The organism is Streptomyces musisoli, assembly GCF_016741855.1.
GTDB classification, from domain to species: domain Bacteria; phylum Actinomycetota; class Actinomycetes; order Streptomycetales; family Streptomycetaceae; genus Streptomyces; species Streptomyces musisoli.
In genome coordinates this window covers 1-21,761 of the sequence record NZ_JAERRH010000005.1, presented here as the reverse complement: position 1 = coordinate 21,761, position 21,761 = coordinate 1, and the positions used below count along the sequence as shown (strand labels likewise).

The following is a 21,761-nucleotide window of genomic DNA, read 5'->3' as shown; positions in this document are numbered from 1 at the left end:
TGATCGTGTCGGACGAGAGAGGTTGAACGGGGATGCCGCAACAGGACGACTGGGAGCGCGAGTTCGATCACACCTGGGCGAACTCGGCCGAGCACAAGGAGCCCTCCGCCCGGGCCCGGATGCTCGCCGCCCGCTGGCGGGAGAACCCGCCCGACCCGGCGCCCTTCCGCGCCGACCCGGAGCGGACCGCCCCGCGCCGCTCGTCGTGGGTGTCGACGGCCGTGGTGCTCGGCTGCGTGGCCGCGGTGATAGTGCTGCTGGGGTACGCGCAGATGCGGTCCCCCTACTAGACTAGGATCTTTCGTTCGGATCAGGCGCGAGCCCGGCATGATCCGAACGAGAGACGCCAGGGCTGTCAGGGCCTGCGGGGCAGGCGCAGATGCGGGCCGCGGGCGGCGGCTGCGCGAGCGGCCCACCGGTGGCGTGCGGAGACCCGCAACGGGCCGCCGGCGACGACGGGAGCCCGCCGCGGCCCGCGGGTGACGCAGGATCCGCCGAGGCCCGCGGTGACGCGAGGGATCCGCCGAGGCCCGCCGGTGACGCGAGGGATCCGCCGAGGCCCGCCGGTGACGCGAGAGGATCCGCCGAGGCCCACGGGAGACGCGCCCCGGACCTTTTGCCGCTTCTGGGGCCGTTCGGAACCGTTCCATGGGAAGCGGCAGGTGCACACTGGACAGCGGGACGAGTGCCTGACTGCGGGGTGATGCGAGATGCAGAGCCGGTTCCGGAGCGATCGGCGGCTGACCATGCGGATGGGTCTCACGCTGTTCCTGCTCGGGCTGCTGTACGTGGGCTTCGTCGCCGCCCTGATCGTGCTGCTGAAGTCCTGGCTGCTGGTCGTCGTCCTGATCGGGGCGATGTTCGTGGCACAGTTCTGGTTCTCCGACCGGATCGCCATGTTCGCGATGCGCGGCCGGGTGGTGGAGCGCGCGGAGTATCCCGAGCTGCACGCGGTCGTCGACCGGCTGTGCGCGATCGCCGACATGCCCAAGCCGGTGATCGCCGTGTCCGAGATGGACATGCCGAACGCGTTCGCGACCGGGCGCAATCCCGACCACGCCGTGGTCTGCGTGACCACGGGTCTGCTGCGGCGGCTGGATCCGGCGGAACTGGAGGGCGTGCTCGCGCACGAGCTGTCGCACGTGGCGCACAAGGACGTCGCCGTGATCACGGTGGCGTCCTTCCTCGGGGTGATCGCCGGACTCGTCGTGCGGTTCGCCTTCTACTCACAGGTCTTCGGCGGAGGCCGCCGGGACCAGAACACCGCCGTCGTCTTCGCCGCCGTACTGGGCGTCTCGGCGGCCGTGTACGCGATCAGCTTCGTGCTCATCCGGGCGCTGTCCCGGTACCGGGAGCTGGCGGCCGACCGGGCGGCGGCCCATCTGACCGGCCGGCCCTCGGCGCTGGCGGCGGCGCTCACCAAGGTCTCCGGGGAGATCGCGCGCATCCCGACCAAGGATCTGCGCACGGCCCAGGCGTTCAACGCGTTCTACTTCACCCCGGCCACCGGCCGGGAGCCCGGCATCGAGCGCTTCTTCTCCACCCATCCGAGCCTGGAGCAGCGGCTGGAGCAGCTGGGCCGGATCTCGGCGGAGCTGGGCGAGGCCGCCGTCCCCGGGAAGGCGGAGTGACCGGTGGGGCTGCTGGACATCCTGCTGGGCCGCACCAAGCCGGTCGCGCCCGATCTCGACCGGATGTTCGCGCTGCCGTCGGCGGCGGTGACGCTGGAGGCGGCGGCCGGTTTCACCCCGACCGGCAGCGGCGCGGTGTGCTTCGCCACGGTGGAGGGGGCGGCGTTCGAACAGATGCACCGTGAGGTGCAGGCACTGCTGGACGCGGACACCGACCGCACCGGCCCGCCGGTGGAGCTGCGCCGGGACGGCTACGGCTACTCCTGGCTGGTGTCGCGGCGCTCCCCCGACCAGCTGCCGCAGCTGGTCAACGACCTGCACGCGGTGAACAGCTCGCTGGAGGTCAACGGTTTCGGGCCGCAACTGCTGTGCTCCCTGGCCGCCTTCGCGGACGGCAGCGGCCGGAGGCTGGCGCTCGTGTACCTCTACAAGCGCGGCACCTTCTATCCGTTCGCCCCGCTGTCCGGTGCCGCCGAGCGGCGGGACACCGCGCTGGAGCTCCAGTTGAAGGCGGTGCTCGGCGACGACCTGCGCATCGAGCAGGACCTGGGCCGCTGGTTCCCGGTGTGGGGCGCCCCCGGCCTGTGACGGCCGGGGGCGCCTCTGCTCAGCGGGCCTTGTCCCGCTGCCGCCGCCGGGTCTCGAAGGGCCGCTCGCGGCGGTAGCGGCGCTCCCACCTGGCCTGCCGGTCCCGGCGCTCCCGGTACGCCCGGTAGCTGTCCGGCAGGGCGCCGGCGGGGCCGGCGGGCGGTGTCGCGCCGGGTGCGCCACGGCCGTGCGTCGCGTACAGATACAGCAGCGCGACGGCGGCGAGCCACCAGAGATGGTTTCCGATTCCGAGGATCACCAGGACGAGGGTCCCGGTCGCGAGAATGCCACGCATGACGGACCTCCGTTGGGTGAGTGGGGTGGGAAGAGGGGCGTGTGTCCGTTTCGCCTCCGTTCGCTCAGCGTAGAGAGGGCGTGACCGTCGGTGCATCCTGTTTTCCGGCCCGTGGCCCCGCCGTGAGTGAATGGCCCGTATGGACGAACTCACCGGTTTTGCTCACCCGTACGACGGCGAACTGCTCAGCGGAGCGAGTGCCGGACCGGCCGGCCGGGCCACGGCGCTGCTGCTGCACGGCTCGGGCATCGGCAGCAAGGAGCGGCTGCTGCCGTTCCTCACCGACTTCGCCGCCCAGGGCTGCCGGGCCCTGGCCTTCGACTTCTCCGGCCACGGCGAGAGCACGGGCACGCTCGCGGAGTCGAGCCTGCGCCGGCGGTACGAGCAGGCGGTGGCGGTGCTCGACGCGCACGCCCCGGCCGGCGACCCGCTGGTGCTGGTCGGCTTCAGCATGAGCGGCCAGACGGTCGCGGACCTGGTACGGCACTACGGGCGGCGGGTGGCGGCGGTGGGCCTGTGCGCGCCCGGCGTCTACCCGGCCGAAGCCTGGGAGGTGCCGTTCGGCACCGGTGACAGCCGCTTCTCCGAGCTGATCGGCGCCCCGGACAGCTGGCGGGACTCCCCCGCCCTGGAGGCCCTCCGCTCCTACGCGGGCCGGGCGGTGCTGGCGGTCCCGGGCGCCGACACGGTCATCCCGCCGGCGGCGACCGAGGCCGTGCAGGAGGCGCTGTCGGCCCGCGGCCGGTGCACGCGCTTCGAACTCCCCGAGGCGGATCACATCCTGGGCCTGTGGTTCCAGGACCACGCCGAGGACCGGCGGGCGTTCGTGGCGGCGCTGCTGGACGGACAGCCCCCGGCGCGGACGCCGGCTGTCAGTGGCATCGGGGACCATACCGGCAAGGCATCGTGAGCCACGGGAGGGCCGGTATGACGGACGGACGGCGGCACATCGACACGGCGGAGCGCCGGGCCCGGCTGGCTCTGCGCCACCGCCTCGCGGGCACGGCACGGGCGGCGACGCCCGAGGAGGTCGCGGCCTCCCTGGTGGCCCTCCACGGCACGGACCCGGCGACGGTGCACCTGGCGGTGGCCGCCCGGCTGGCCGACCCCGCGAAGGCGGTGCCGGAGACCGAGCGTGCGCTGTACGAGGACGGCACGCTGGTGCGGATGCACGGCATGCGGCACACGGTGTTCGTGTTCCCCACGGAGCTGACCGCCGTCGTCCACGCCTCGACGGGCCTGGCGGTGGCCGCCCGCGAACGGGCGAGCCTGCTCAAGGACATGGCGAGCGCGGGCGCCCCGGACGCGGCCTGGCTGGCGGAGGTGGAGGAGGCGACGCTGGCCGCGCTGGCCCGGCGCGGCCAGGCGACGGCGGCGGAGCTTGCGGCGGACGAGCCGCGCCTGCGCGAGCAGTTCGTCTACGCGGCCGGGAAGAGCTACGAGGGCGTCCACACGGTCTCGACCCGCCTGCTGCGCGTGCTGGGCGTGGAGGGCAAGGTGGTCCGGGGGCGGCCGCTCGGGTCCTGGACGTCCAGCCAGTTCCGCTGGGCACCGGCGCCGGCCCACCCCGAGCTGGACGTGGCCGAGGCCCAGGCCTCGCTGCTCGGCCGCTGGCTGCGGGTGTGCGGCCCGGCGACCGAGGCGGACCTGAAGTGGTGGACGGGCTGGCGGGTCACGGAGGTCCGCCGGGCGCTGTCCGCGGCCGGCGCCCGGGAGGTCGTCCTGGACGAGGGCACGGGGTACGTGGCAGACGGCGACACGGCGCCGGTGGCGGCCCCCGGGGAACCCTGGGCGGCGCTGCTGCCCTCCCTGGACCCGACGGCCATGGCCTGGCAGCAGCGCGACTGGTACCTGGACCCGGCGCTGCGTCCCGCGCTCTTCGACCGCAGCGGCAACGTGGGCCCCACGGTGTGGTGGAACGGCCGGGTGGTGGGCGGCTGGGCCCAGCGCGCGGACGGCGAGATCGTCTGGCGGATCCCGGAGGAGCGCATCCGCCGGGAGGCCGGGTCCGAGGTCGCGGCGGAGGCCGGACGGCTGTGCGACCGGCTCGGTGCGACCCGGATCACCCCGCGCTTCCGGACGCCGCTGGAGCGGGAGCTGACGGCGTGACGGTGCCGGGTGCCCCGCATCGGGCGGCGGGGCACCCGGCACCCCGGCTCGCTCAGCGCGAGTAACGCATCAGCGCCCGCACCATGTGGCAGGTGGTGTCGGACGGGGGCCGCGTCCCGATCCGCTCGGCCGCGCCGCGGATCGTCTCGTTCCCGGCCTGGTTCGGCAGGTAGACCCCGGAGTCGAGCAGGGCTATGGCGAGGCGCATGGCCTTCAGCCGCCGGTTGTGCGAGACGTACCACTCGCGCGGCCGTCCGGCCGGCAGCGGCCGCTTCACCACGGGCTCGTAGGGCGAGTCGAACAGCACGGGACGCTTGGCGGTGGACTGGGTCGGCAACGACGTCGGCTTCAGAGCGGCAGCGGGCACGGGCATCCTCCTGTCGCGGTCAGGACGGACACCGGAAGGCCCGGCGCCCATCCTCGAACACTGCTTCCAGTCTACCGGCGGGCACTGACAATCGGGGGTCTGCGGACATGCGTGAAGGCCCAGGTGAGATGCGGAATTGGCACTCCGTCACAGTCGATGAGGATGGGGCTGCCGAGGTGTCGCGAATTCGAACAGAGGCGATGCCGAGTACCGTGTTCCGCATGGAGATCTGGATCAACCCGGCCTGTTCCAAGTGCCGCAGCGCGATCAGCCTGCTCGACGCCGAGGGGGCCGAGTACACCGTCCGGCGTTACCTGGAGGACGTGCCGAGCGCGGACGAGATCAGGGCCGTGCTCGACCGGCTGAACCTCGAGCCGTGGGACATCACCCGCACCGGGGAGGAGGCCGCCGAGGAACTGGGGCTCAAGGAGTGGGCGCGCGACGAGAGCACCCGGGACAGGTGGATCACCGCGCTCGCCGAGCACCCCAAGCTCATCCAGCGCCCGATCATCACCGCGGACGACGGGACGGCACTGGTGGCGCGCAGCGAGGAGGCCGTGCGCGAGGCCCTCGCCCACAACAGGAGCTGATGGCATGTCAGCTCGTCTGTGACGGAGCTTACTTCGGCAACTCCTGCGACTACTGAGTAACCCCGTTCGGTATCTCGTACATAGCGGCGTACGCTCCCCTACCTCTTCAGGAGGCGCGCATGTCACGCAGGAGAACTCTCGGCACGAAGAAGAAGATCGCGCTGCTCGTCAGCGCCGCGGCGGTGGCGGGCGGCGGGGCCTTCGCCCTGGCGTCCACCTCGAACGCCGCACAGAGCCCGCAGAACGCCAAGACGCTGTCCGCGGACTCGACCACCTGCCAGGGCCTCGCCACCGCACTCGGCAACAATGAGAAGTTCATCGAGGGCCAGAAGGCGAACCCGGACGCGCAGTCGGCGGCCCGGATCGCCAACCGCGAGGCGGTCATCGCGCAGATCAAGGTCCAGCAGAAGGCGGCCGGTTGCACCGTCGGGGAGTCGGCTCAGGACTCTCAGGCGGGGCAGGGCGGCGGTCAGCAGGGCGCGGGCCAGCAGGCCGGAGGCGACCAGCAAGGCGGCCAGCAGGCCGGGGCCGATCAGCAGGGCGCCGACCAGCAGGGCGGCGGTCAGCAGGCCGCCGGCGAGCAGGTGTGCAAGGGCTCCACCGTGACGCTCTCCGGCGAGGGCGGCGCGCCTGCCGCGTCCAGCAGCCAGTTCCCCGCGGGGACGACCCTGAAGGTCACCAACCTCGACAACAACAAGTCGACCACGGTGAAGGTGACCTCCGTCTCCGGCAGTTGTGTCCTGCTCAACAACGCCGCCTTCGAACAGGTCCGGGAACCGGGCAAGTTCCTCATCCGGCGCGCGGTGATCGAGAAGGTGGGGTGAGGCTCAGGAATCCGACAGGAAGTCCGTGAGGTGGCGTACCAGGGCGGCCGGTGCCCCCTGCGGCAGCGCGTGGTGGGAGACGTCCGGCAGGACGGCGGTCTCCACGCGCGGCAGCAGGCCGGCGGCCCGCGCCGCCACCTCGGTGGGGTCATGGGTCCTGCTGTTCGCGGCCACGAGCAGCAGGACCGGCACCCGCAGGCCGCGCAGCGCGTCCGCCGACGGGCGCGGGCCCGTCACCGGCTTCCGGGACGGGAAGCCGGCGGCCGCCTCCTGCAGGCGGAGCCAGTCGGGGTCCAGGGGGTCGCCCCCGGTCTCCCACTCCAGGAAGGCGCGGACCCCGCGGGGCGTGGGCCGCACCAGCATCGGCAGGGCACGGAGCAGGTACGCCGCCTTGAACCCGGCGAAGCACTGGGTCGGGTCCAGGAGGAACAGGCGGCGTACCCGTCCGGGCGCGCGCAGCGCGTACCGGAGGGCGATCCAGGCGCCGTAGGAGTGCCCGCCGACGTCGGTCTCGGTGACGCCGAGGCCGTCCAGGACGGCGTCCAGCCAGTCCGCCAGATCGGCGACCGTACGGGGGTGACGGTCGCCGGCCGGGCCGCTCAGCCCCGGGGCGCCGACGAGGTCGACCGCGTAGACCCGGCGGATCCGGCCCAGTTGCGCGGCCTGGGCGTACCAGGAGGCGGAGGTCGCCCCGCCGCCGCCCGGCAGCAGGAGCAGCGCGGGGGCGTCCCGCGGGCCGCAGGCGTTGACCCGGGTCGGGCCGAAGGGCGTGGCGACCGTCAGCGCCTCGTGGTCGGCCGGCCACTTCGCCAGCACCTTGTCGTATGCAACCCGGAAGAGGTCGCCGTCGTGTCCGGTCACCGGACCGCCCCCTTATTATCTCGTTGAGCAAGATATTCGCCCAGTGAGATAGTAGCCCCGGAGGCCCTCGTGCAGCCCGACCGCGCGCAGCCCGATCTGGAACTCGTCCACCTGCTGCGCGCCACCGCCGTGGAACTCGGCCTGCACAGCTCGCGGTTCGCCCAGCAGAACGGCATGCACCCGACGGACGTGCGCGCCCTGATCGCGCTGATGGACGCGCGGCGGGCGGGCGAGGAGACGACCGCCGGACGGCTCGGGGCCACGCTCGGGCTCAACTCCGCGGGCACGACGGCGTTGCTCGACCGGCTGGAGCGGGCGGGTCATGTGCGGCGGGTGCGGGCGGCGAGCGACCGGCGGAAGGTCGTCGTGGAGGTGACGGACGGGGCCGTCGGGCTCGGGTGGGCCTTCTTCGGTCCGCTGATCGAGCGGTCGGTGGAGCTGCTGCGCGGCTACGACGCCCATCAGCGGGCCGCGATCCGGGAGTTCCTCGACGGCGTGCGGGAGGCCGCGGCGGAGGGCGGCCATACCGCGCCCGGGTGACGCCCCACAATGTGACTCGCGGCACAGAAAGCCCAGGTAACACGGGGTTCACATTCGAGCAATGACCGGGAAACGGCTCGTTGACAGGCTGCCGGGCAGATCGAGCGGCGCACCGGTGCCGCAGCGCCGCAGCACCCGCGACGACGAGTACGCCCGACCCACCCCCGAAGGATGTGGCCCGTGACCTTCAAGGCTGAGTACATCTGGATCGACGGCACCGCGCCGACGGCCAAGCTCCGTTCCAAGACGAAGATCATCACGGGCGACTTCGCCGGCCTCGACACGCTGCCCATCTGGGGCTTCGACGGCTCCTCCACCAACCAGGCCGAGGGCCACTCCTCGGACCGCGTGCTCAAGCCCGTCTTCACCTGCCCGGACCCGATCCGCGGCGGCGACGACATCCTCGTGCTGTGCGAGGTCCTCGACATCGACATGACCCCGCACCGCTCCAACACCCGTGCCGCGCTGGCCGAGGTCGCCGAGCGGTTCGCCGCGCAGGAGCCGATCTTCGGCATCGAGCAGGAGTACACCTTCTTCGAGGGCACCCGTCCGCTCGGCTTCCCCGAGAACGGCTTCCCGGCCCCGCAGGGCGGCTACTACTGCGGTGTCGGCGCCGACGAGATCTTCGGCCGCGACGTCGTCGAGGCCCACCTCGACAACTGCCTGAAGGCCGGCCTCGGCATCTCCGGCATCAACGCCGAGGTCATGCCCGGCCAATGGGAGTTCCAGGTGGGCCCGCTGGCCCCGCTGGAGGTCTCCGACCAGCTGTGGGTGGCCCGCTGGCTGCTGTACCGCACCGCCGAGGACTTCGGCGTCTCCGCGACCCTCGACCCCAAGCCGGTCAAGGGCGACTGGAACGGCGCGGGCGCGCACACCAACTTCTCCACCAAGGCCATGCGCGAGGGCTACGACGCGATCATCACCGCGTGCGAGTCGCTCGGCGAGGGCTCCAAGCCGCTGGACCACGTCAAGAACTACGGCGCCGGCATCGACGAGCGTCTGACGGGCCTGCACGAGACCGCCCCGTGGGACAAGTACTCCTACGGCGTCTCCGACCGCGGCGCCTCGGTCCGCATCCCGTGGCAGGTCGAGAAGGACGGCAAGGGCTACATCGAGGACCGCCGCCCCAACGCCAACGTCGACCCGTACGTGGTGACCCGCCTGCTGGTGGACACCTGCTGCGCCGCGCTGGAGAAGGCCGGCCAGGTCTGATCCGCAGAGCTTCCCCGAGGGGCGCCCGCCGTGACGGCGGGCGCCCTCGCTGCGCATCGTGCACTGTCATGGAGACCGACTGGGGGAGGCTCGGCCACGCGTACGGGCCGGCCGACGGCATCCCCGGCCTGCTGCGGGCGATGGCGGCCGAGGACGCCGGCGTACGCGAGGAGGCCATGGAGGAACTGGTCTCCTCGCTGTGCCACCAGGGCGATGTCTACGACGCCTCGGCCCCCGCCGTACCCCACCTCGCCCGGCTCGCGCTCGACGGGCCGGGCCACCGGCTGGAGCTGCTCCGGCTGCTCGGCTCCATCGCCGACGGGTCGGGAAAACCCGCCGAACGCGCCGCCGCGCGCCGTGCCGTGGCCGAGGCGCTGCCGGCCCTGCTGCACTTCGCGCACGACCCGGACGCGGAGATCCGGGACGCCATGGTGCTGCTGGTCGCGAGCCTCGGCCGGCGCTACGCGCTGCCGTTGCTCCCGCTGCTGCGCGCCCGGCTCGACACGGAGCCCGACACGGGGGTGCGCGCGCATGTGGTGACCGCGCTCGCACTGCTGGAGGCGGGCGACGGCGACTGGCGGCACGGCCTGCTGACCGACCCCGAGCCCCGGATACGGCTCGCCGCCGCGGAGGACCTGCTGCGCACCGCCGGCCTGCCGCTGCCCACCGGACCGGTGGACGTGTGCGCGGCGGCGTACGCGGCCGACCCGCACCCGCGCGAGACCGGCTACTGGCCGCACCCCTACCGCCCGTTCACCGACCGGCTCCTGGAGGACGACCCGGAGGCGGCGCTGCGCGCCCTCACCCGGGGCGTGCCGCTGGCCCACGACATCGTCGAGCGGTGGCGCGACCGCGAGGCGGACGTGCTGCCGTGGGCGCTGGACGAATGCGGTGGGCAGGCCTGGGAGTTGTACCGGCTGGCCCGGCTGGCCTGCGCGCTCGCCGACGGCTTCCGGTCCCCGGTCCGGCCGCCCGCCCTGGCGGCGCTGACCGGGATCGGCCTCCTGCCCCGGTTCGCCGTGGCCCCGCTGCGCGAGGTCGCCGGCTCGGCCCGCCGCACCGCCCACGACCTGTTCGTGACGGGCGGGCCGCACCCGGACGACGTCCTGCGGTCCGCCGTACGCGCCCTGCCGGCATCGGCGACGGTGCTCGACTGAACACCCCTGTCCGGATGGCGAGACGGCATTCCGGCCACGATCTGCCCTCCGCACGCCCCTGACCAGGGCTTGAGTCCGGGGTCCCGGGCGGATGGGACGTCAGTTTCACGCCGGGGAAGCGTCCAAGCAGTGAGAGAAGACTCCTGCCCGCCGCACGCCTCTGCTTCAATGGGCCCATGGCCGGCATCCAGCAGAGCACCGCGACGGGTCGTCACGACCTCGAGCCGTTCTGGCCTTCCCGCCAGCACCACGACTTCGACCGTGTGTGTTGCCGCGCGATGAACGCGCAGGCCCTCTAAAGCCGTACCCCCGGCCTTCGGCCAGTGCGCAACGACGTACGTCCTCCGGCGCGCCCGACCACGAATCGCGGCCGTCGCCCTGCCCGACGAACTCCTCGCGCGAAAGAGCTGACCTCTCATGGCGACCACCCGTTCCCTCTCAACCGCCACCCTGCCCGCCCCCGCCCCCGCCGCCAACGGCACCCGGCACCGGCTGCGCGCCGTCGACCGGGACGAGGTGGTGGACGTCGCGGACCTCCTGCCGCCGGGCGCCACCTGGCTGCCCGCGCCGCAGCACACCCTGCCCACCCTGCCGGGCCGGCCGCCGATGGTCGGCTACCTGGTGCTGGTCCCGGCCGACCAGCGGCCCCCGTTCCTGCCGGTCGCGGTCCCGGACGGGCCGGAGACCGAGGCCGGCCCCGGCCCGGAGCCGGTCGTGCGGATCGACGACGTGCGCCGCGTCGCCAGCGTCGACGGCCAGGAACTCGACCTCACCTACCTGGAGTTCGAGCTGCTCGCCCACCTGGTGGCGCACCCGCACCGGGTGCACACCCGCGACCAGCTGGTCACCACGGTGTGGGGCTACGGCCATGTCGGCGACGGCCGCACCGTCGACGTGCACATCGCCCGGCTGCGCCGCAAGCTGGGCGCCCGGCACCGCCAGGCGATCCAGACGGTGCGCCGGGTCGGCTACAAGTACATCCCACCGGCCGGCCACTGACCGTTCTGCCCTCGGCAGACCCCCCGCCCCCGCGGGCCCCGGACCGGGCACGATCACCGGCATGAGACTTCTGGTGCTGGGCGGTACGGAGTTCGTGGGGCGGGCCGTCGTGGAGGCCGCGCTGGGGCGCGGCTGGGAGGTGACCGTCTTCCACCGGGGACGGCACCGGCCGCCGCCCGGGGTGCGGTCGCTGCACGGCGACCGCACCGCCCCCGACGGCCTCGCCGCCCTGGCGGCCGCCGAGGGCACCTGGGACGCCGTGGCCGACACCTGGTCGGCTGCGCCGCGCGCGGTGCGGGACACGGCCCGGCTGCTGAAAGGCCGTGCGGCACGGTACGTGTACGTCTCCAGCCGGTCCGTGTACGCCTGGCCCCCGCCGCCGGGGGCCGCCGAGGACGGCGCGCTGGTCGAGGGCGCGGCCGCCGGTGCGGAGGCGAGCGACTACCCGCGTGACAAGCGGGGCGGCGAGCTGGCCGTCCTCGAGTCCTTCGGCACCGGGGCCTCGCTGCTGGCGCGGGCCGGGCTCGTCCTCGGACCGTACGAGAACGTCGGCCGGCTGCCCTGGTGGCTGACCCGGATCGCCCGGGGCGGCCCGGTCCTGGCCCCCGGGCCGCGCGGGCTGGCGCTCCAGTTCATCGACGTGCGCGACCTGGCCGGGTGGATCCTCGGCGCGGTGGAGCAGGGGTTGAGCGGACCGTACGACCTGGTGGGCCCGCCCGGTCACACCACCATGGGGGAACTGCTGGAGGCGTGCGTCCGGGCCACCGGCGGGGACGCCGAGCTGTGCTGGACGGACCCGCGGGCGATCCTGGACGCGGGCGTCGAGCCGTGGACCGAACTGCCGGTGTGGGTGCCGCCGGACGGCGAGATGTACGACGCGCTGCACCGCGCGGACGTGTCCCGGGCGCTCGCGGCGGGGCTCGTGTGCCGGCCGGCGGGCGAGACCGTCGCGGACACCTGGCGGTGGCTGACGGGGATCGGCGGCGTGGCACCGATGCGACCGGACCGGACGGCCAAGGGCCTCGCCCCGGAGAAGGAGGCGAAGGTGCTGGCCGGGGCCGGCGGTGTACCTGGCACCACCCCGCAAGAGGCGACCTCGGACGACTGACGCGCGCACGGCCCTCGACGAGACTGGCCCCATGAACACCGACACCAAGAGCGACGACTTCCGGGACCGGGCCAAAGCGGTGCTGCTGGCCGGCGTGCAGGGACTGGTGCTGGCCCTCGTGGTGCTGCCCTGCGGGATCGCCTTCTTCGCGCTGACCCTCGTCTCGCTCGCGCTCATCCCGCTCGGCATCGGGCTCGTCACGACCCCGGCCGTCCTGACCGGCGTACGGGCACTGGCCGATGCCCGCAGGAGGCTCGCGGCCGAGTGGTGCGGCGTCCGGATCCCGGCGGTGTACCAGCCGCTCCCCCGCGGCGCCAACCCCTGGGCACGTACCTTCGCCCTGCTCCGGGACCCGCAGGTGCGGCGGGACGCCCTGTGGCTGCCGGTGGACATGACCGCTGGCTTCGTCACCGCGCTGCTCCCGGCCGTGCTGCTGCTGTTCCCGGTCGAGGGATTCATGCTGGCGGCCGGGATGTGGCGGGCGTACGTGCACGGTCCGGGCGACGTCTACTGGTACGCCTTCGTGCCGGTCACCGGCCAGGTCTCCGCCCTCGGCGCCGGAGCGCTCGGCGCCGTGGTCCTCGTCGCCGCCTCGCGTTTCGCCCCGCGCCTGCTGACCGCGCACTTCCGGCTCACCCGGGCCGTGCTGGGCGGCGACGCCGAACTCGCCGAGCGGGTCCGGGTGCTGACCGAGACCCGGCAGGACGCCGTGGACACCTCGGCCGCCGAGCTGCGCCGGATCGAGCGGGACCTGCACGACGGCGCCCAGGCCCGGCTGGTCGCGATGGGCATGGACCTCGGCACCGTGGAGATGCTGGTCGAACAGGATCCGGCGCAGGCGAAGAAGCTGATCGCCCAGGCCCGCCGGAACTCCGCGGAGGCCCTGGAGGAGCTGCGCGACCTGGTGCGGGGCATCCATCCGCCGGTCCTCGCCGAACGCGGACTCGGTGACGCCGTCCGGGCGCTGGCGCTGCGGCTGCCGCTGCCCGTGGAGGTGACCGTCGAGCTGTCCGGCCGCGCGGACGCGCCCGTCGAGTCCGCCGCCTACTTCGCGGTCAGCGAGGTGCTGACCAACGCCGTCAAGCACTCCGGCGCCGACCGGGTCTGGGTCGACGTGCACCACACCGACGGCCGGCTGCGGGTCTCGGTCACCGACAACGGCCAGGGCGGCGCGGCGATCGGCGCCGGGTCGGGACTCGCCGGGGTGGAGCGCCGGCTCGGTACATTCGACGGCGTCCTGGCCCTCGGCAGTCCCGTCGGCGGCCCCACCATGGTGACCATGGAGATCCCGTGCGTGTTGTCCTAGCCGAAGACCTCTTCCTGCTGCGTGACGGCCTGGTGCGGATGCTGGAGGCGTTCGGCTTCGAGATCGCGGCCGCCGTCGAGTCCGGTCCCGAACTCACCCGTGCGCTGGCGGAGGTGAACCCGGACGTCGCCGTGGTCGACGTGCGTCTGCCGCCCACGCACACCGACGAGGGCCTCCAGTGCGCACTCGCGGCCCGCCGGGCGCGGCCCGGGTTGCCGGTGCTGGTCCTCTCCCAGCACGTGGAGCAGCTGTACGCGCGCGAGCTGCTCGCGGACGGCCAGGGCGGGATCGGCTATCTGCTGAAGGACCGGGTGTTCGACGCGGAACAGTTCATCGACGCCGTACGACGGGTGGCGGCGGGCGGTACGGCGATGGACCCGCAGGTGATCCAGCAGCTGCTGTCCCGGCGGTCGGCGGGCGACCGGCCGCTCGGCCGGCTCACCCCGCGGGAGGTGGAGGTGCTGGAGCTGATGGCGCAGGGCCGGTCCAACGCGGCCATCGCGGCGCAGCTGGTGGTGACGGAACGGGCGATCGCCAAGCACACCTCCAACATCTTCGCCAAGCTGGGCCTGGAGGTGTCGGACGACGACAACCGGCGCGTGCTGGCGGTGCTCGCCTATCTGGACCGCGACCGCTGACCTGCCAACTGGTTTGATTCTGCGAGTAATTTGTGAGACCGGTGAACACCTCTGGGGCGGCGTCCGTATGAATGGGCGCCGCTTCACTCCTGTCGGGCGCCTCGATGCTGCCCCGCAAGGAAGTCAGAGGAGTTCCATGGGACGCAACACACGAAAACGCCGTACGCCGCTGGCCACCAAGGCCATTGCCGCATCGGCGGCCCTAGCGCTCGGTGGGGGCGGGCTGATCTGGGCGAACTTCTATGCCTCGGCGCACGAGTCGAGCAACCAGACGTGGGGAGGCAACGAGACGAAGGCCGCGACGGCGAGCGTCGCGACCATCTCGTGCCCGGACGTCGGCCAGAAGCTGACGAACGTTCCCTACCGGGCCCGCCAGGGCGTGGCGACGGAACTGGCGAACCTCGACAAGCAGATCACCGAGGCCTACTCCCGGCTCGCCTCCACGCGGGACGCGCAGGCCAAGGACCCGAGTTTCGTGCAGAACTCGATCGTCGGCCCCCTCAAGGAGAAGCGGGCGGCGACGATCAACCGGATCCGGATCGACATCCAGCGGGTCGGCGGCTCCTTCGACAACGCGCTCCAGCAGCTCGCCGCCTGTACGACGCAGACCGCCAACCAGACCACCGCAGGCGGCCAGCAACAGAACGGTGGCCAGCAGCAGAACGGCGGCCAGCAACAGAACGGCGGTCAGCAGCAGAACGGCGGCCAGCAGCAGAACGGCGGCCAGCAGGGCAACATCGGCGGGCAGGCCGGCAACGGCCCGGTCGCCGCGGACTTCGTGGACATCACCAAGGTCGCGCCGAACGTCCAGGGCAAGCCGCGCCAGCTGCGCAACGGGTCGACGGGTACGTTCACCACGCGCTGCGGGGTGAACGCCAACAAGAACTTCAACACGGACAACGTGATCGTGGCGCCCGGCGTGACCAACGGCGCCCACCACCTGCACGACTACGTCGGCAACCAGAAGGTCAACGCGTTCTCCAGCAACAACACGTTCCTGCAGGGCGGCACCAGCTGCCAGAACAGGAGCGACGTGTCGTCGTACTACTGGCCGGTGGTCCGTATCCAGGACGGCACCCAGGACTTCGACCAGAACAAGGACGGCGGCGGCAAGGAAGGCAACGTCGGCAAGATCCTGACCCCGGCCCAGGCCGAGATCAAGTACGTGGGCAGCCCGGCGAGCAAGGTCGTCGCGATGCCCCAGTTCCTGCGCATCATCACCGGTGACGCCAAGACCACCACCAACGGTCTCGCCAACGCCAACGCGCACTGGAGCTGCACCGGCTTCGAGAACAAGGTCCAGCTGACCCAGCAGTACCCGATCTGCCCGCAGGGCAGCAAGGTGGTGCGCTCGTTCGCCTTCCAGAGCTGCTGGGACGGGCAGAACATCGACAGCGCCAACCACCGCACGCACGTCGCCTTCGCCGACCCGGGCAGCGGCGTCTGCCCGAACGGGTTCAAGGCGATCCCGCAGCTGACGATGCGGCTGGTGTACAACATCAACCCGCCGACCATCCAGAACGGCCAGGTGAAGAACGCCTACGCGGTCGACGGCTTCCCGGAGCAGCTGCACAAGGCGGCCACGGACCACGACGACTTCATCAGCGTCACGAAGAACGGTCTGGCCAACAAGATCGCCAACTGCATCAACCGCGGTCAGAACTGCGCATGACCCGGTAACGGGGGCAGGACAGAAGGCCGGTGACGATCCCCCCTCCCGTCACCGGCCTTCGTCGTGCCCACGAGCCGCACGTACGCCCCGTTCCCCCGAACCGGGCGTACGGCCGCGTCAGCCGCTGTGCGCGTGATGGTCGGTGCCGGTCTCCAGATCGCCGCCGAGCGTGCCGCGCAGCGCCTTGACCACCCCGTCCTCGCCGACGGCTACCCACTTGCGGCCGACCAGGTAGTGGCCGCCGTACTCCTTCGCGTCGTTGATCCACTCGCGCTGGCCGCGGTCGGTGGCGAAGGTGGCGAGGATGAACCTGCCGTCGCCGTTGCGGCAGATGGCCTGGCGGATCTCGTCGGCGTCGGTCTGCATGTTCGGCCTGCACTTCACCTCGGCGGCCAGGCGCTCCAGGCTGCCGGTCGCGGTGGGCGGCACCGGGTCGGTGTCCCCGCCCGAACCGCAGCCCGCCAGCGTCAGGATGGCCGCGGCGCCGAGCAGCAGTCCTGTCAACCTCATCTGTTCCTCCGGTCCTGGTGTGCCAAGCATGCCTCAGCTCCTTCGGATACGGCTGCCGGGCACGGTCCGCTCAAATCCGGTGCCCGAACGTGCACAGGTGTGCGAGAGTGCCCCGGTGAACCAGAGTTGGGAAGATCGCGTGGCCGCCGCCTGGGCCGCCTTCGACGACTATCCGGAAGAGCGCGCGCACGAGTTCCGCGCGCTGATCGACGCCCTCGTCGCCGAGCTGCCTGCCGACAGCCCGCTGGGCCCCTTCGAGCAGGCCTGCGCCTGGGACTCGACCGGGCACTCGGACAAGGCCGTGCCGCTGTACCAGGCGGCGCTGGAGCGGGGACTCGGCGACGTGAGCCGGTACAAGGCGCGCCGGACCAAGATCCAGCTGTCGAGTTCACTGCGGAACACCGGCCGGGCGGAGGAGGGCGTGGCGCTCCTCACGCCCGAACTGGACGCGCCCTCCGACGAGCTGGACGACGCGGTCCGGGCCTGCCTCGCGCTGTGCCTGTCCAGCCTCGGCCGCGACCGCGAGGGCCTCTCCCTCGTGCTCGGCGCGCTGGCCCCGCATCTGCCGCGCTACCAGCGGTCGATGGCCAACTACGCGCGCGCCCTGGTCGTGCCGGAGGCGTGAATCACTCGTCCGGCGGTGACCAACCCCCGGCCGGCTCGTTTTCCCGGACGTGCAGTCACAGGATGTAGCCCAGCGTCACGCACCCGCCTCCGGCCCGGTGGACGTCGAGCAGGCCGAGGCCGCGCTCGTCGAGCACTACCCACGGCTGGTCCGGCTCGCCTACCTGGTACTGCCTCCGGGTCTGGGCCGCAGCCGCCGCGTGCTGACCGCACACGCCCTCGTCCAGCGGGCCCTGCCGCGGGGCCGCAAGCAGGCACCCGCCGTCCCGGCCCAGTCCTCGGGCCGGGACGCCGACCCCGGCTACGCCTACGTGCGCGGGCGGGTCCTGAGCACCGCCCTGGAGGCGGCCCGCCCCCGCAAGGGCCTGTCCCGGCTCTCCCAGCTGCCGCCGCCACTGCCCCAGGTGTGGGGGCTGCGGCTGTTCCCGCGCTCGGGCGGCGCCGACGAACTCGCCCTGGACCAGCGGCTGTCCGCCCTGTCCGGCCCGGCCCGCGCCGCCTACGTCCTGCGTGACCTGGAGAAGCTGCACGACACGGGCATCCGCGAACTCCTGCGGGCCGCGGGCGTGGCCGACCCCGGTGGCGCGCTGGCCTCGGCGAACAGCGTCCCCGCGCAGCCGGGGCTGCTCGCCTCCGCCGAGTTCGACCCCTGCTCGTTGCAGGCCCGCCCCACCGATCTGATGCGCCGCCGCCAGCACACCAAGGCCGCCCTCGCGGCGGCCGCCGCGCTCGCGGTGTGCGGCGCGCTGGTCGCCCTGCCGGACGGCGGCTGGGGCCCCGACGGCGCCGCCGCGCCCGCCTACGCCGAGAACCCGGCCGCCGAGGCCGCCCTCGACCCCGGCAGGCTGATCCGGGTCTCCCCCACCGCGTGGCGGACCTCGGCCCGCACCGACTTCTCCGTGTGGCCCGCGCGCGGCCCGCTCACCGGCGACCAGGCGCTGCTGCGCCGCGCCCTCGCCGTCTGGGCCCGCCCCGGGGAACAGGTCCGCGTCTCTGCGACCCCCGGCACCCAGACCGGCGGCCCGGCGGGGCCGCCCCAGCTGCTGTACGCGGGGCAGGTGGACGCCGCCCGGGTGGTGATCCTCTACGACGGCCTGCGCATCGCCCGGTACGCCGAGCCGGAGAGCGGCACGCAGGGGGCGGCCCTGGACTTCGCCCGGACCGACGGCGGCTCGGACGCCGGGGCGGGCGCGCTGGTGCTGGGCCGCTCCGACGGCAACGTCCGGTACCTGCTCGCCCCCTGGGTGACCAAGGCGGCCCAGCGGGACCTGGCGAGGCCGGACTCGGCGGCGACGCCCCTCACCCTCGCCGGCGGTGTCACCGCGCCGCTGGCCAGCTCCGCCATGCGGCCGGGCACCTGCACCTCGTGGACCGTGCTCCAGCTGACCGACGCCTCCGGCACCCGGCTCGCCACCGACCTCGGCGAGCTGGTCCCGGCCCATCTCACGGCCGGCCGGCCCGGCTCGCCCCGGGAGGCGTCCGACGCGGAGGGGCTGCGCACCTGGGCGCCGTTCGCCTGCTCCCTGGCGGCCGACCGCTCGGCGGGCGTCCGCGGCGTCAACGCCTGGACCTACGCCGTGCAGCCGCTGCCCGACGGCAGCGGCTCCGGGTCGTGGGTGTGCACCCGGGCGGAGACCTGGCGCGGTGCCGGCACGGTCACGCTGGCCCAGTTCCGCACTCCGGGCGGGGCGGCCGGGGCGGCCGTCGCCAAGGCCACGGACGTGCCGGCCTGCGGGGCGCGTGATCCCCAGGTGCTGGCCGGGGTGCTGTGGAAGTCGGCGGCCGGGAACTGGTATCTGCTGGCGGCGGGCAGTGCGGGCACGGCCTCGATCCGGGCGACCGGCGGGGTCACCGCGTCCGGGCAGGGGCCCTTGCTGGCGGCCAGGGCGGCACAGGGGGCGCGGGCCGACCTGGAGGGCACCCTGGCGGACGGACGGAAGATCAGCGGGCTGCGGTAGCCCTTGTTGACATCCACGTAAACAAGGCTCCCCACAGGGCTTCTCAGGCGTCTTACCCGCCAGTACATTGACGCCATGTCTAACACGCAGCCTCGGCCGGTGGAGTCCGAGCGCATCGCGCTCAAGGCCCGCAACGTGTCCTTCTCGTGGGAGGACACGCCGCTGCACTGGGTGCCCGGCGACCCGTTCACCACGCACACCATCAACGTGCTGCACCTGCTGCTGCCCGCCGGCGAGCGGTGGTTCGTGCACGTGTACAAGCAGGTGCTGCCGCTGATCCGGGACGACCGGCTCCGTGCGGACGTCGTCGGTTTCATCGGCCAGGAGGCCATGCACTCCCAGGCCCACGACGAGGTGCTGCCGCACCTGCGCGAGCAGGGTCTCGACCCGACTCCCTACACCGCCCAGGTCGACTGGTTCTTCGAGAAGCTGCTCGGCGACCGCACCCTGCCGCCGGGCCGGGCGCGCCGCTGGTGGCTGCTGGAGCGCGTGGCCCTCATCGCGGCCATCGAGCACTACACCGCGTTCCTCGGCGACTGGGTGCTGGGCGCGGCCGAGCTGGACCGGCGCGGCGCCGACCCGACCATGCTGGACCTGCTGCGCTGGCACGGCGCCGAGGAGGTCGAGCACCGGTCCGTGGCCTTCGACCTGTTCCAGCACGTCGACGGCAGCTACCGGCGCCGGGTGCGCACCTGGGCGACGGCCTTCTCTGCACTGGTGTTCCTGTGGCAGCGCGGGATCCGCTTCTTCCTGGAGAACGACCCGACCCTCACCGACCCCAAGGCGTCCTTCAAGGACTTCCATCTGCGCGGCCGGCAGGGCATCCTGCCCGCCACCGGGGACATGCTGAGGTCCATCCCGCGCTACCTCGGCCGCTCCTACCACCCCTCCCAGGAGTGCTCCACCGCCCAGGCCGTGGCCTACCTGGCCACCTCCCCCGCCGCGCTCGCCGCCGAGAAGCGGGAGGCGGGGTGACCCCGAAGCTGCGGACCGTCGCCCTCGTCACGGGCGCCGCCCTGCTCACCCGGCGGGCCCTGCGCCGCCGCGTCCGGCGCTCCCCGCTGTGGCCGCTGCCCGCCCTGGACCCGCCGATCTCCGGCCGGCCGCGCTCGCGGGCCCTGAAGCTGCTGGTCACCGCCCACGAGATGATCGCCGACGGGGTCGTGCAGCTCCGCCTGGAAGGCCCCGGCCTGCCGCGCTGGGAGCCGGGCGCCCATCTCGACCTCGTGCTGCCGTCCGGGCTCGTACGGCAGTACTCGCTGTGCGGGGACCCCGAGGACACCTCCGCCTACACCATCGCCACGCGTCTCGCGGCGGACGGCCGGGGCGGCTCGCGCGAGGTGCACGAGCAACTCGCCGAGGGCATGGAGCTGGAGGTGCGCGGCCCCCGCAACCGCTTCCCCCTCGCCGACGCGCCCGCGTACGTCTTCGTCGCCGGCGGCATCGGCATCACCCCGATCCTGCCGATGCTGCGGGCCCTGCCGGACGGCGCCGAGTGGCGGCTGCTGTACGGCGGGCGGACGCGGGCCTCGATGCCGTTCCTGGAAGAGGTGCGCAAACTCGCCGGGGACCGGCTGGCCGTGGTGGCCGAGGACGAGGACGGACGGCCGGATCTGGCCGCCCTGTTCGCGGACACGGCCGAGGGCACGGCCGTGTACTGCTGCGGGCCGGAGGGCCTGATGGCGGCGGTCCAGGAGGCGCTGCCCGAGGGGGCCACCCTGCACCTGGAACGGTTCGCCCCGCGCGCCGGGACGGACGGCGACACGGAGTTCGCGCTGGAACTGCGCCGCACCGGGCGGACCTTGACGGTGCCGGCCGGCTCCACGGTCCTGGCCGCCGTACGCCGCGAACTGCCGGACACCGCCTACTCCTGCGAGCAGGGATTCTGCGGGACCTGCCGGCAGCGGGTGCTGGAGGGGGAGATCGAACACCGGGACGAGCTGCTGACGGACGCGGAGCGGCGCGACTCGATGCTGATCTGCGTCTCCCGGGCCCGGGGCGACCGTCTGGTGCTCGACATGTGATCACGATCGGCCGAATTCGATCGGTAAGGTGTTCGCATGAGTATCGGGGTTCGCCGCAGGATGGGCGTCGAGGAGCGTCGGCAGCAGCTGATCGGTGTCGCCCTCGACCTGTTCAGCCGACGCTCGCCCGACGAGGTCTCCATCGATGAGATAGCGACGGCGGCGGGCATCTCACGCCCGCTCGTCTACCACTACTTTCCGGGCAAACTCAGCCTGTACGAGGCCGCGTTGAAGCGTGCGTCGGAGGACCTCGCGAGCCGTTTCGCCGAGCCGCGCGAGGGTCCGCTCGGCGCCCGGCTGCTGCGGGTGATGCGCCGCTTCTTCGACTTCGTGGACGATCACGGCCCCGGTTTCTCGGCGCTGATGCGCGGCGGCCCGGCCGTCTCCGCGGAGGGGGCGGGCTCGCAGGACCACGTATCGGCCACTCGTGCGCTGATCGACTCCGTGCGGCAGGCCGCCTACGAACAGATGCTGGCGCACCTGGGCGTGACCGAGGCATCGCCGCGCCTCGAACTGGTGATCCGCTCGTGGATCTCGCTCGTCGAGTCCACGGCGCTGATCTGGCTGGACGGCCGCCGCATCCCGCGCGCCGAGCTGGAGGTCCAGCTCGTGCACGACTTCGCCGCGCTGGCCGCCGTCAGCGCCGGCCACGACGCGGAGATGGCCGAGCTGCTGCGCACCATGGCCGAGAACGAGCCGGCCGACGGCCCCTTCGCGGACCTGGCCGGCCGGCTCATCGCCCTCGGGA

25 protein-coding genes are annotated in these 21,761 nt (G+C 73.2%); 21 read left to right on the top strand and 4 right to left on the bottom strand.

What is annotated here, in order from left to right:
• Nucleotides 1-32 precede the first annotated feature (32 nt).
• From JK361_RS15405 to pspAB, 3 genes are all read left to right on the top strand, one after another.
• Nucleotides 33-290, top strand: a complete 258-nt coding sequence (locus JK361_RS15405) for an SCO2583/SCO2584 N-terminal domain-containing protein (protein ID WP_201817743.1) — start codon at nt 33-35, stop codon at nt 288-290.
• Nucleotides 291-710: 420 nt separating this feature from the next.
• Nucleotides 711-1,631: a zinc metalloprotease HtpX gene (htpX, locus tag JK361_RS15400; RefSeq protein WP_201817741.1), complete on the top strand. Its 921-nt coding sequence runs from the start codon at nt 711-713 to the stop codon at nt 1,629-1,631.
• Between the two features lie 3 nt (nt 1,632-1,634).
• Entirely contained in the window at nt 1,635-2,219 is a 585-nt protein-coding gene (gene pspAB, locus JK361_RS15395) for a PspA-associated protein PspAB (protein WP_201817738.1), read from the top strand.
• A gap of 19 nt (nt 2,220-2,238) precedes the next feature.
• Here pspAB and JK361_RS15390 read toward each other — a convergent pair whose 3' ends face one another.
• Nucleotides 2,239-2,514, bottom strand: coding sequence for a hypothetical protein (locus JK361_RS15390; RefSeq protein WP_201817734.1), 276 nt, complete (start codon nt 2,512-2,514; stop codon nt 2,239-2,241).
• A 139-nt stretch (nt 2,515-2,653) separates the two neighbouring features.
• Between JK361_RS15390 and JK361_RS15385 the strand changes: the two genes are divergently transcribed.
• The gene (locus tag JK361_RS15385) at nt 2,654-3,424 is read left to right on the top strand and encodes an alpha/beta hydrolase (protein WP_236053051.1); all 771 of its coding nucleotides are present in this window, start codon (nt 2,654-2,656) and stop codon (nt 3,422-3,424) included.
• Nucleotides 3,425-3,441: 17 nt separating this feature from the next.
• On the top strand, nt 3,442-4,623 hold the full coding sequence (locus JK361_RS15380) for a winged helix DNA-binding domain-containing protein (protein WP_201817729.1): 1,182 nt from the start codon (nt 3,442-3,444) through the stop codon (nt 4,621-4,623).
• Nucleotides 4,624-4,675: 52 nt separating this feature from the next.
• On the opposite strand, the gene JK361_RS15375 is transcribed toward JK361_RS15380, so the two are convergent.
• On the bottom strand, nt 4,676-4,990 hold the full coding sequence (locus JK361_RS15375) for a hypothetical protein (protein WP_201817726.1): 315 nt from the start codon (nt 4,988-4,990) through the stop codon (nt 4,676-4,678).
• Between the two features lie 221 nt (nt 4,991-5,211).
• On the opposite strand from JK361_RS15375, the gene JK361_RS15370 reads away from it, so the two are divergent.
• Nucleotides 5,212-5,580: an arsenate reductase family protein gene (locus JK361_RS15370; protein ID WP_201817723.1), complete on the top strand. Its 369-nt coding sequence runs from the start codon at nt 5,212-5,214 to the stop codon at nt 5,578-5,580.
• 119 nt (nt 5,581-5,699) lie between these two features.
• Nucleotides 5,700-6,404 (top strand): SCO2207 family protein, encoded by a 705-nt coding sequence (locus JK361_RS15365; protein WP_201817721.1) that lies wholly within the window; start codon nt 5,700-5,702, stop codon nt 6,402-6,404.
• A gap of 3 nt (nt 6,405-6,407) precedes the next feature.
• Here JK361_RS15365 and JK361_RS15360 read toward each other — a convergent pair whose 3' ends face one another.
• Nucleotides 6,408-7,265, bottom strand: coding sequence for an alpha/beta fold hydrolase (locus tag JK361_RS15360; protein WP_201817718.1), 858 nt, complete (start codon nt 7,263-7,265; stop codon nt 6,408-6,410).
• A gap of 69 nt (nt 7,266-7,334) precedes the next feature.
• Here JK361_RS15360 and JK361_RS15355 point away from each other — a divergent pair, with 69 nt between their 5' ends.
• The 9 genes from JK361_RS15355 (at nt 7,335) to JK361_RS15320 (ending at nt 15,897) form a co-directional block, all read left to right on the top strand.
• A complete protein-coding gene (locus JK361_RS15355) occupies nt 7,335-7,805 on the top strand; it encodes a MarR family winged helix-turn-helix transcriptional regulator (protein WP_201817713.1) in 471 nt (156 codons plus the stop codon).
• 180 nt (nt 7,806-7,985) lie between these two features.
• Nucleotides 7,986-9,017: a glutamine synthetase gene (gene glnII / locus JK361_RS15350; protein ID WP_201817699.1), complete on the top strand. Its 1,032-nt coding sequence runs from the start codon at nt 7,986-7,988 to the stop codon at nt 9,015-9,017.
• A gap of 68 nt (nt 9,018-9,085) precedes the next feature.
• Complete coding sequence (locus JK361_RS15345; protein ID WP_201817696.1) at nt 9,086-10,174, top strand: hypothetical protein; 1,089 nt, start codon at nt 9,086-9,088, stop codon at nt 10,172-10,174.
• A gap of 176 nt (nt 10,175-10,350) precedes the next feature.
• Nucleotides 10,351-10,473 carry a hypothetical protein gene (locus tag JK361_RS42055; protein WP_262418638.1) on the top strand — a complete coding sequence of 41 codons (123 nt, stop codon included), beginning with the start codon at nt 10,351-10,353 and terminating at the stop codon, nt 10,471-10,473.
• A gap of 118 nt (nt 10,474-10,591) precedes the next feature.
• Complete coding sequence (locus JK361_RS15340; RefSeq protein ID WP_201817693.1) at nt 10,592-11,173, top strand: winged helix-turn-helix domain-containing protein; 582 nt, start codon at nt 10,592-10,594, stop codon at nt 11,171-11,173.
• 61 nt (nt 11,174-11,234) lie between these two features.
• A complete protein-coding gene (locus tag JK361_RS15335) occupies nt 11,235-12,281 on the top strand; it encodes an NAD-dependent epimerase/dehydratase family protein (RefSeq protein WP_201817690.1) in 1,047 nt (348 codons plus the stop codon).
• Between the two features lie 31 nt (nt 12,282-12,312).
• Entirely contained in the window at nt 12,313-13,587 is a 1,275-nt protein-coding gene (locus JK361_RS15330; RefSeq protein ID WP_201817687.1) for a sensor histidine kinase, read from the top strand.
• Nucleotides 13,572-14,225, top strand: a complete 654-nt coding sequence (locus JK361_RS15325) for a LuxR C-terminal-related transcriptional regulator (RefSeq protein ID WP_201817685.1) — start codon at nt 13,572-13,574, stop codon at nt 14,223-14,225. The genes JK361_RS15330 and JK361_RS15325 overlap by 16 nt, the downstream gene beginning before the upstream one ends.
• A 136-nt stretch (nt 14,226-14,361) precedes the next feature.
• Nucleotides 14,362-15,897, top strand: coding sequence for a DUF1996 domain-containing protein (locus JK361_RS15320; RefSeq protein WP_201817683.1), 1,536 nt, complete (start codon nt 14,362-14,364; stop codon nt 15,895-15,897).
• Nucleotides 15,898-16,014: 117 nt separating this feature from the next.
• Here JK361_RS15320 and JK361_RS15315 read toward each other — a convergent pair whose 3' ends face one another.
• Entirely contained in the window at nt 16,015-16,407 is a 393-nt protein-coding gene (locus tag JK361_RS15315; RefSeq protein ID WP_201817681.1) for a hypothetical protein, read from the bottom strand.
• Nucleotides 16,408-16,504: 97 nt separating this feature from the next.
• On the opposite strand from JK361_RS15315, the gene JK361_RS15310 reads away from it, so the two are divergent.
• The 5 genes from JK361_RS15310 to JK361_RS15290 all read left to right on the top strand — a co-directional run.
• Nucleotides 16,505-17,032, top strand: a complete 528-nt coding sequence (locus JK361_RS15310) for a tetratricopeptide repeat protein (protein WP_201817679.1) — start codon at nt 16,505-16,507, stop codon at nt 17,030-17,032.
• 49 nt (nt 17,033-17,081) lie between these two features.
• Nucleotides 17,082-18,989 (top strand): amino acid adenylation domain-containing protein, encoded by a 1,908-nt coding sequence (locus tag JK361_RS15305; RefSeq protein ID WP_201817678.1) that lies wholly within the window; start codon nt 17,082-17,084, stop codon nt 18,987-18,989.
• A 75-nt stretch (nt 18,990-19,064) separates the two neighbouring features.
• On the top strand, nt 19,065-19,964 hold the full coding sequence (locus JK361_RS15300; RefSeq protein ID WP_201817677.1) for a metal-dependent hydrolase: 900 nt from the start codon (nt 19,065-19,067) through the stop codon (nt 19,962-19,964).
• Complete coding sequence (locus tag JK361_RS15295) at nt 19,961-21,013, top strand: PDR/VanB family oxidoreductase (RefSeq protein ID WP_201817676.1); 1,053 nt, start codon at nt 19,961-19,963, stop codon at nt 21,011-21,013. The genes JK361_RS15300 and JK361_RS15295 overlap by 4 nt, the downstream gene beginning before the upstream one ends.
• 36 nt (nt 21,014-21,049) lie before the next feature.
• Nucleotides 21,050-21,761: TetR/AcrR family transcriptional regulator (locus JK361_RS15290; protein WP_201817674.1), on the top strand; the 712-nt coding region annotated here is incomplete at its 3' end.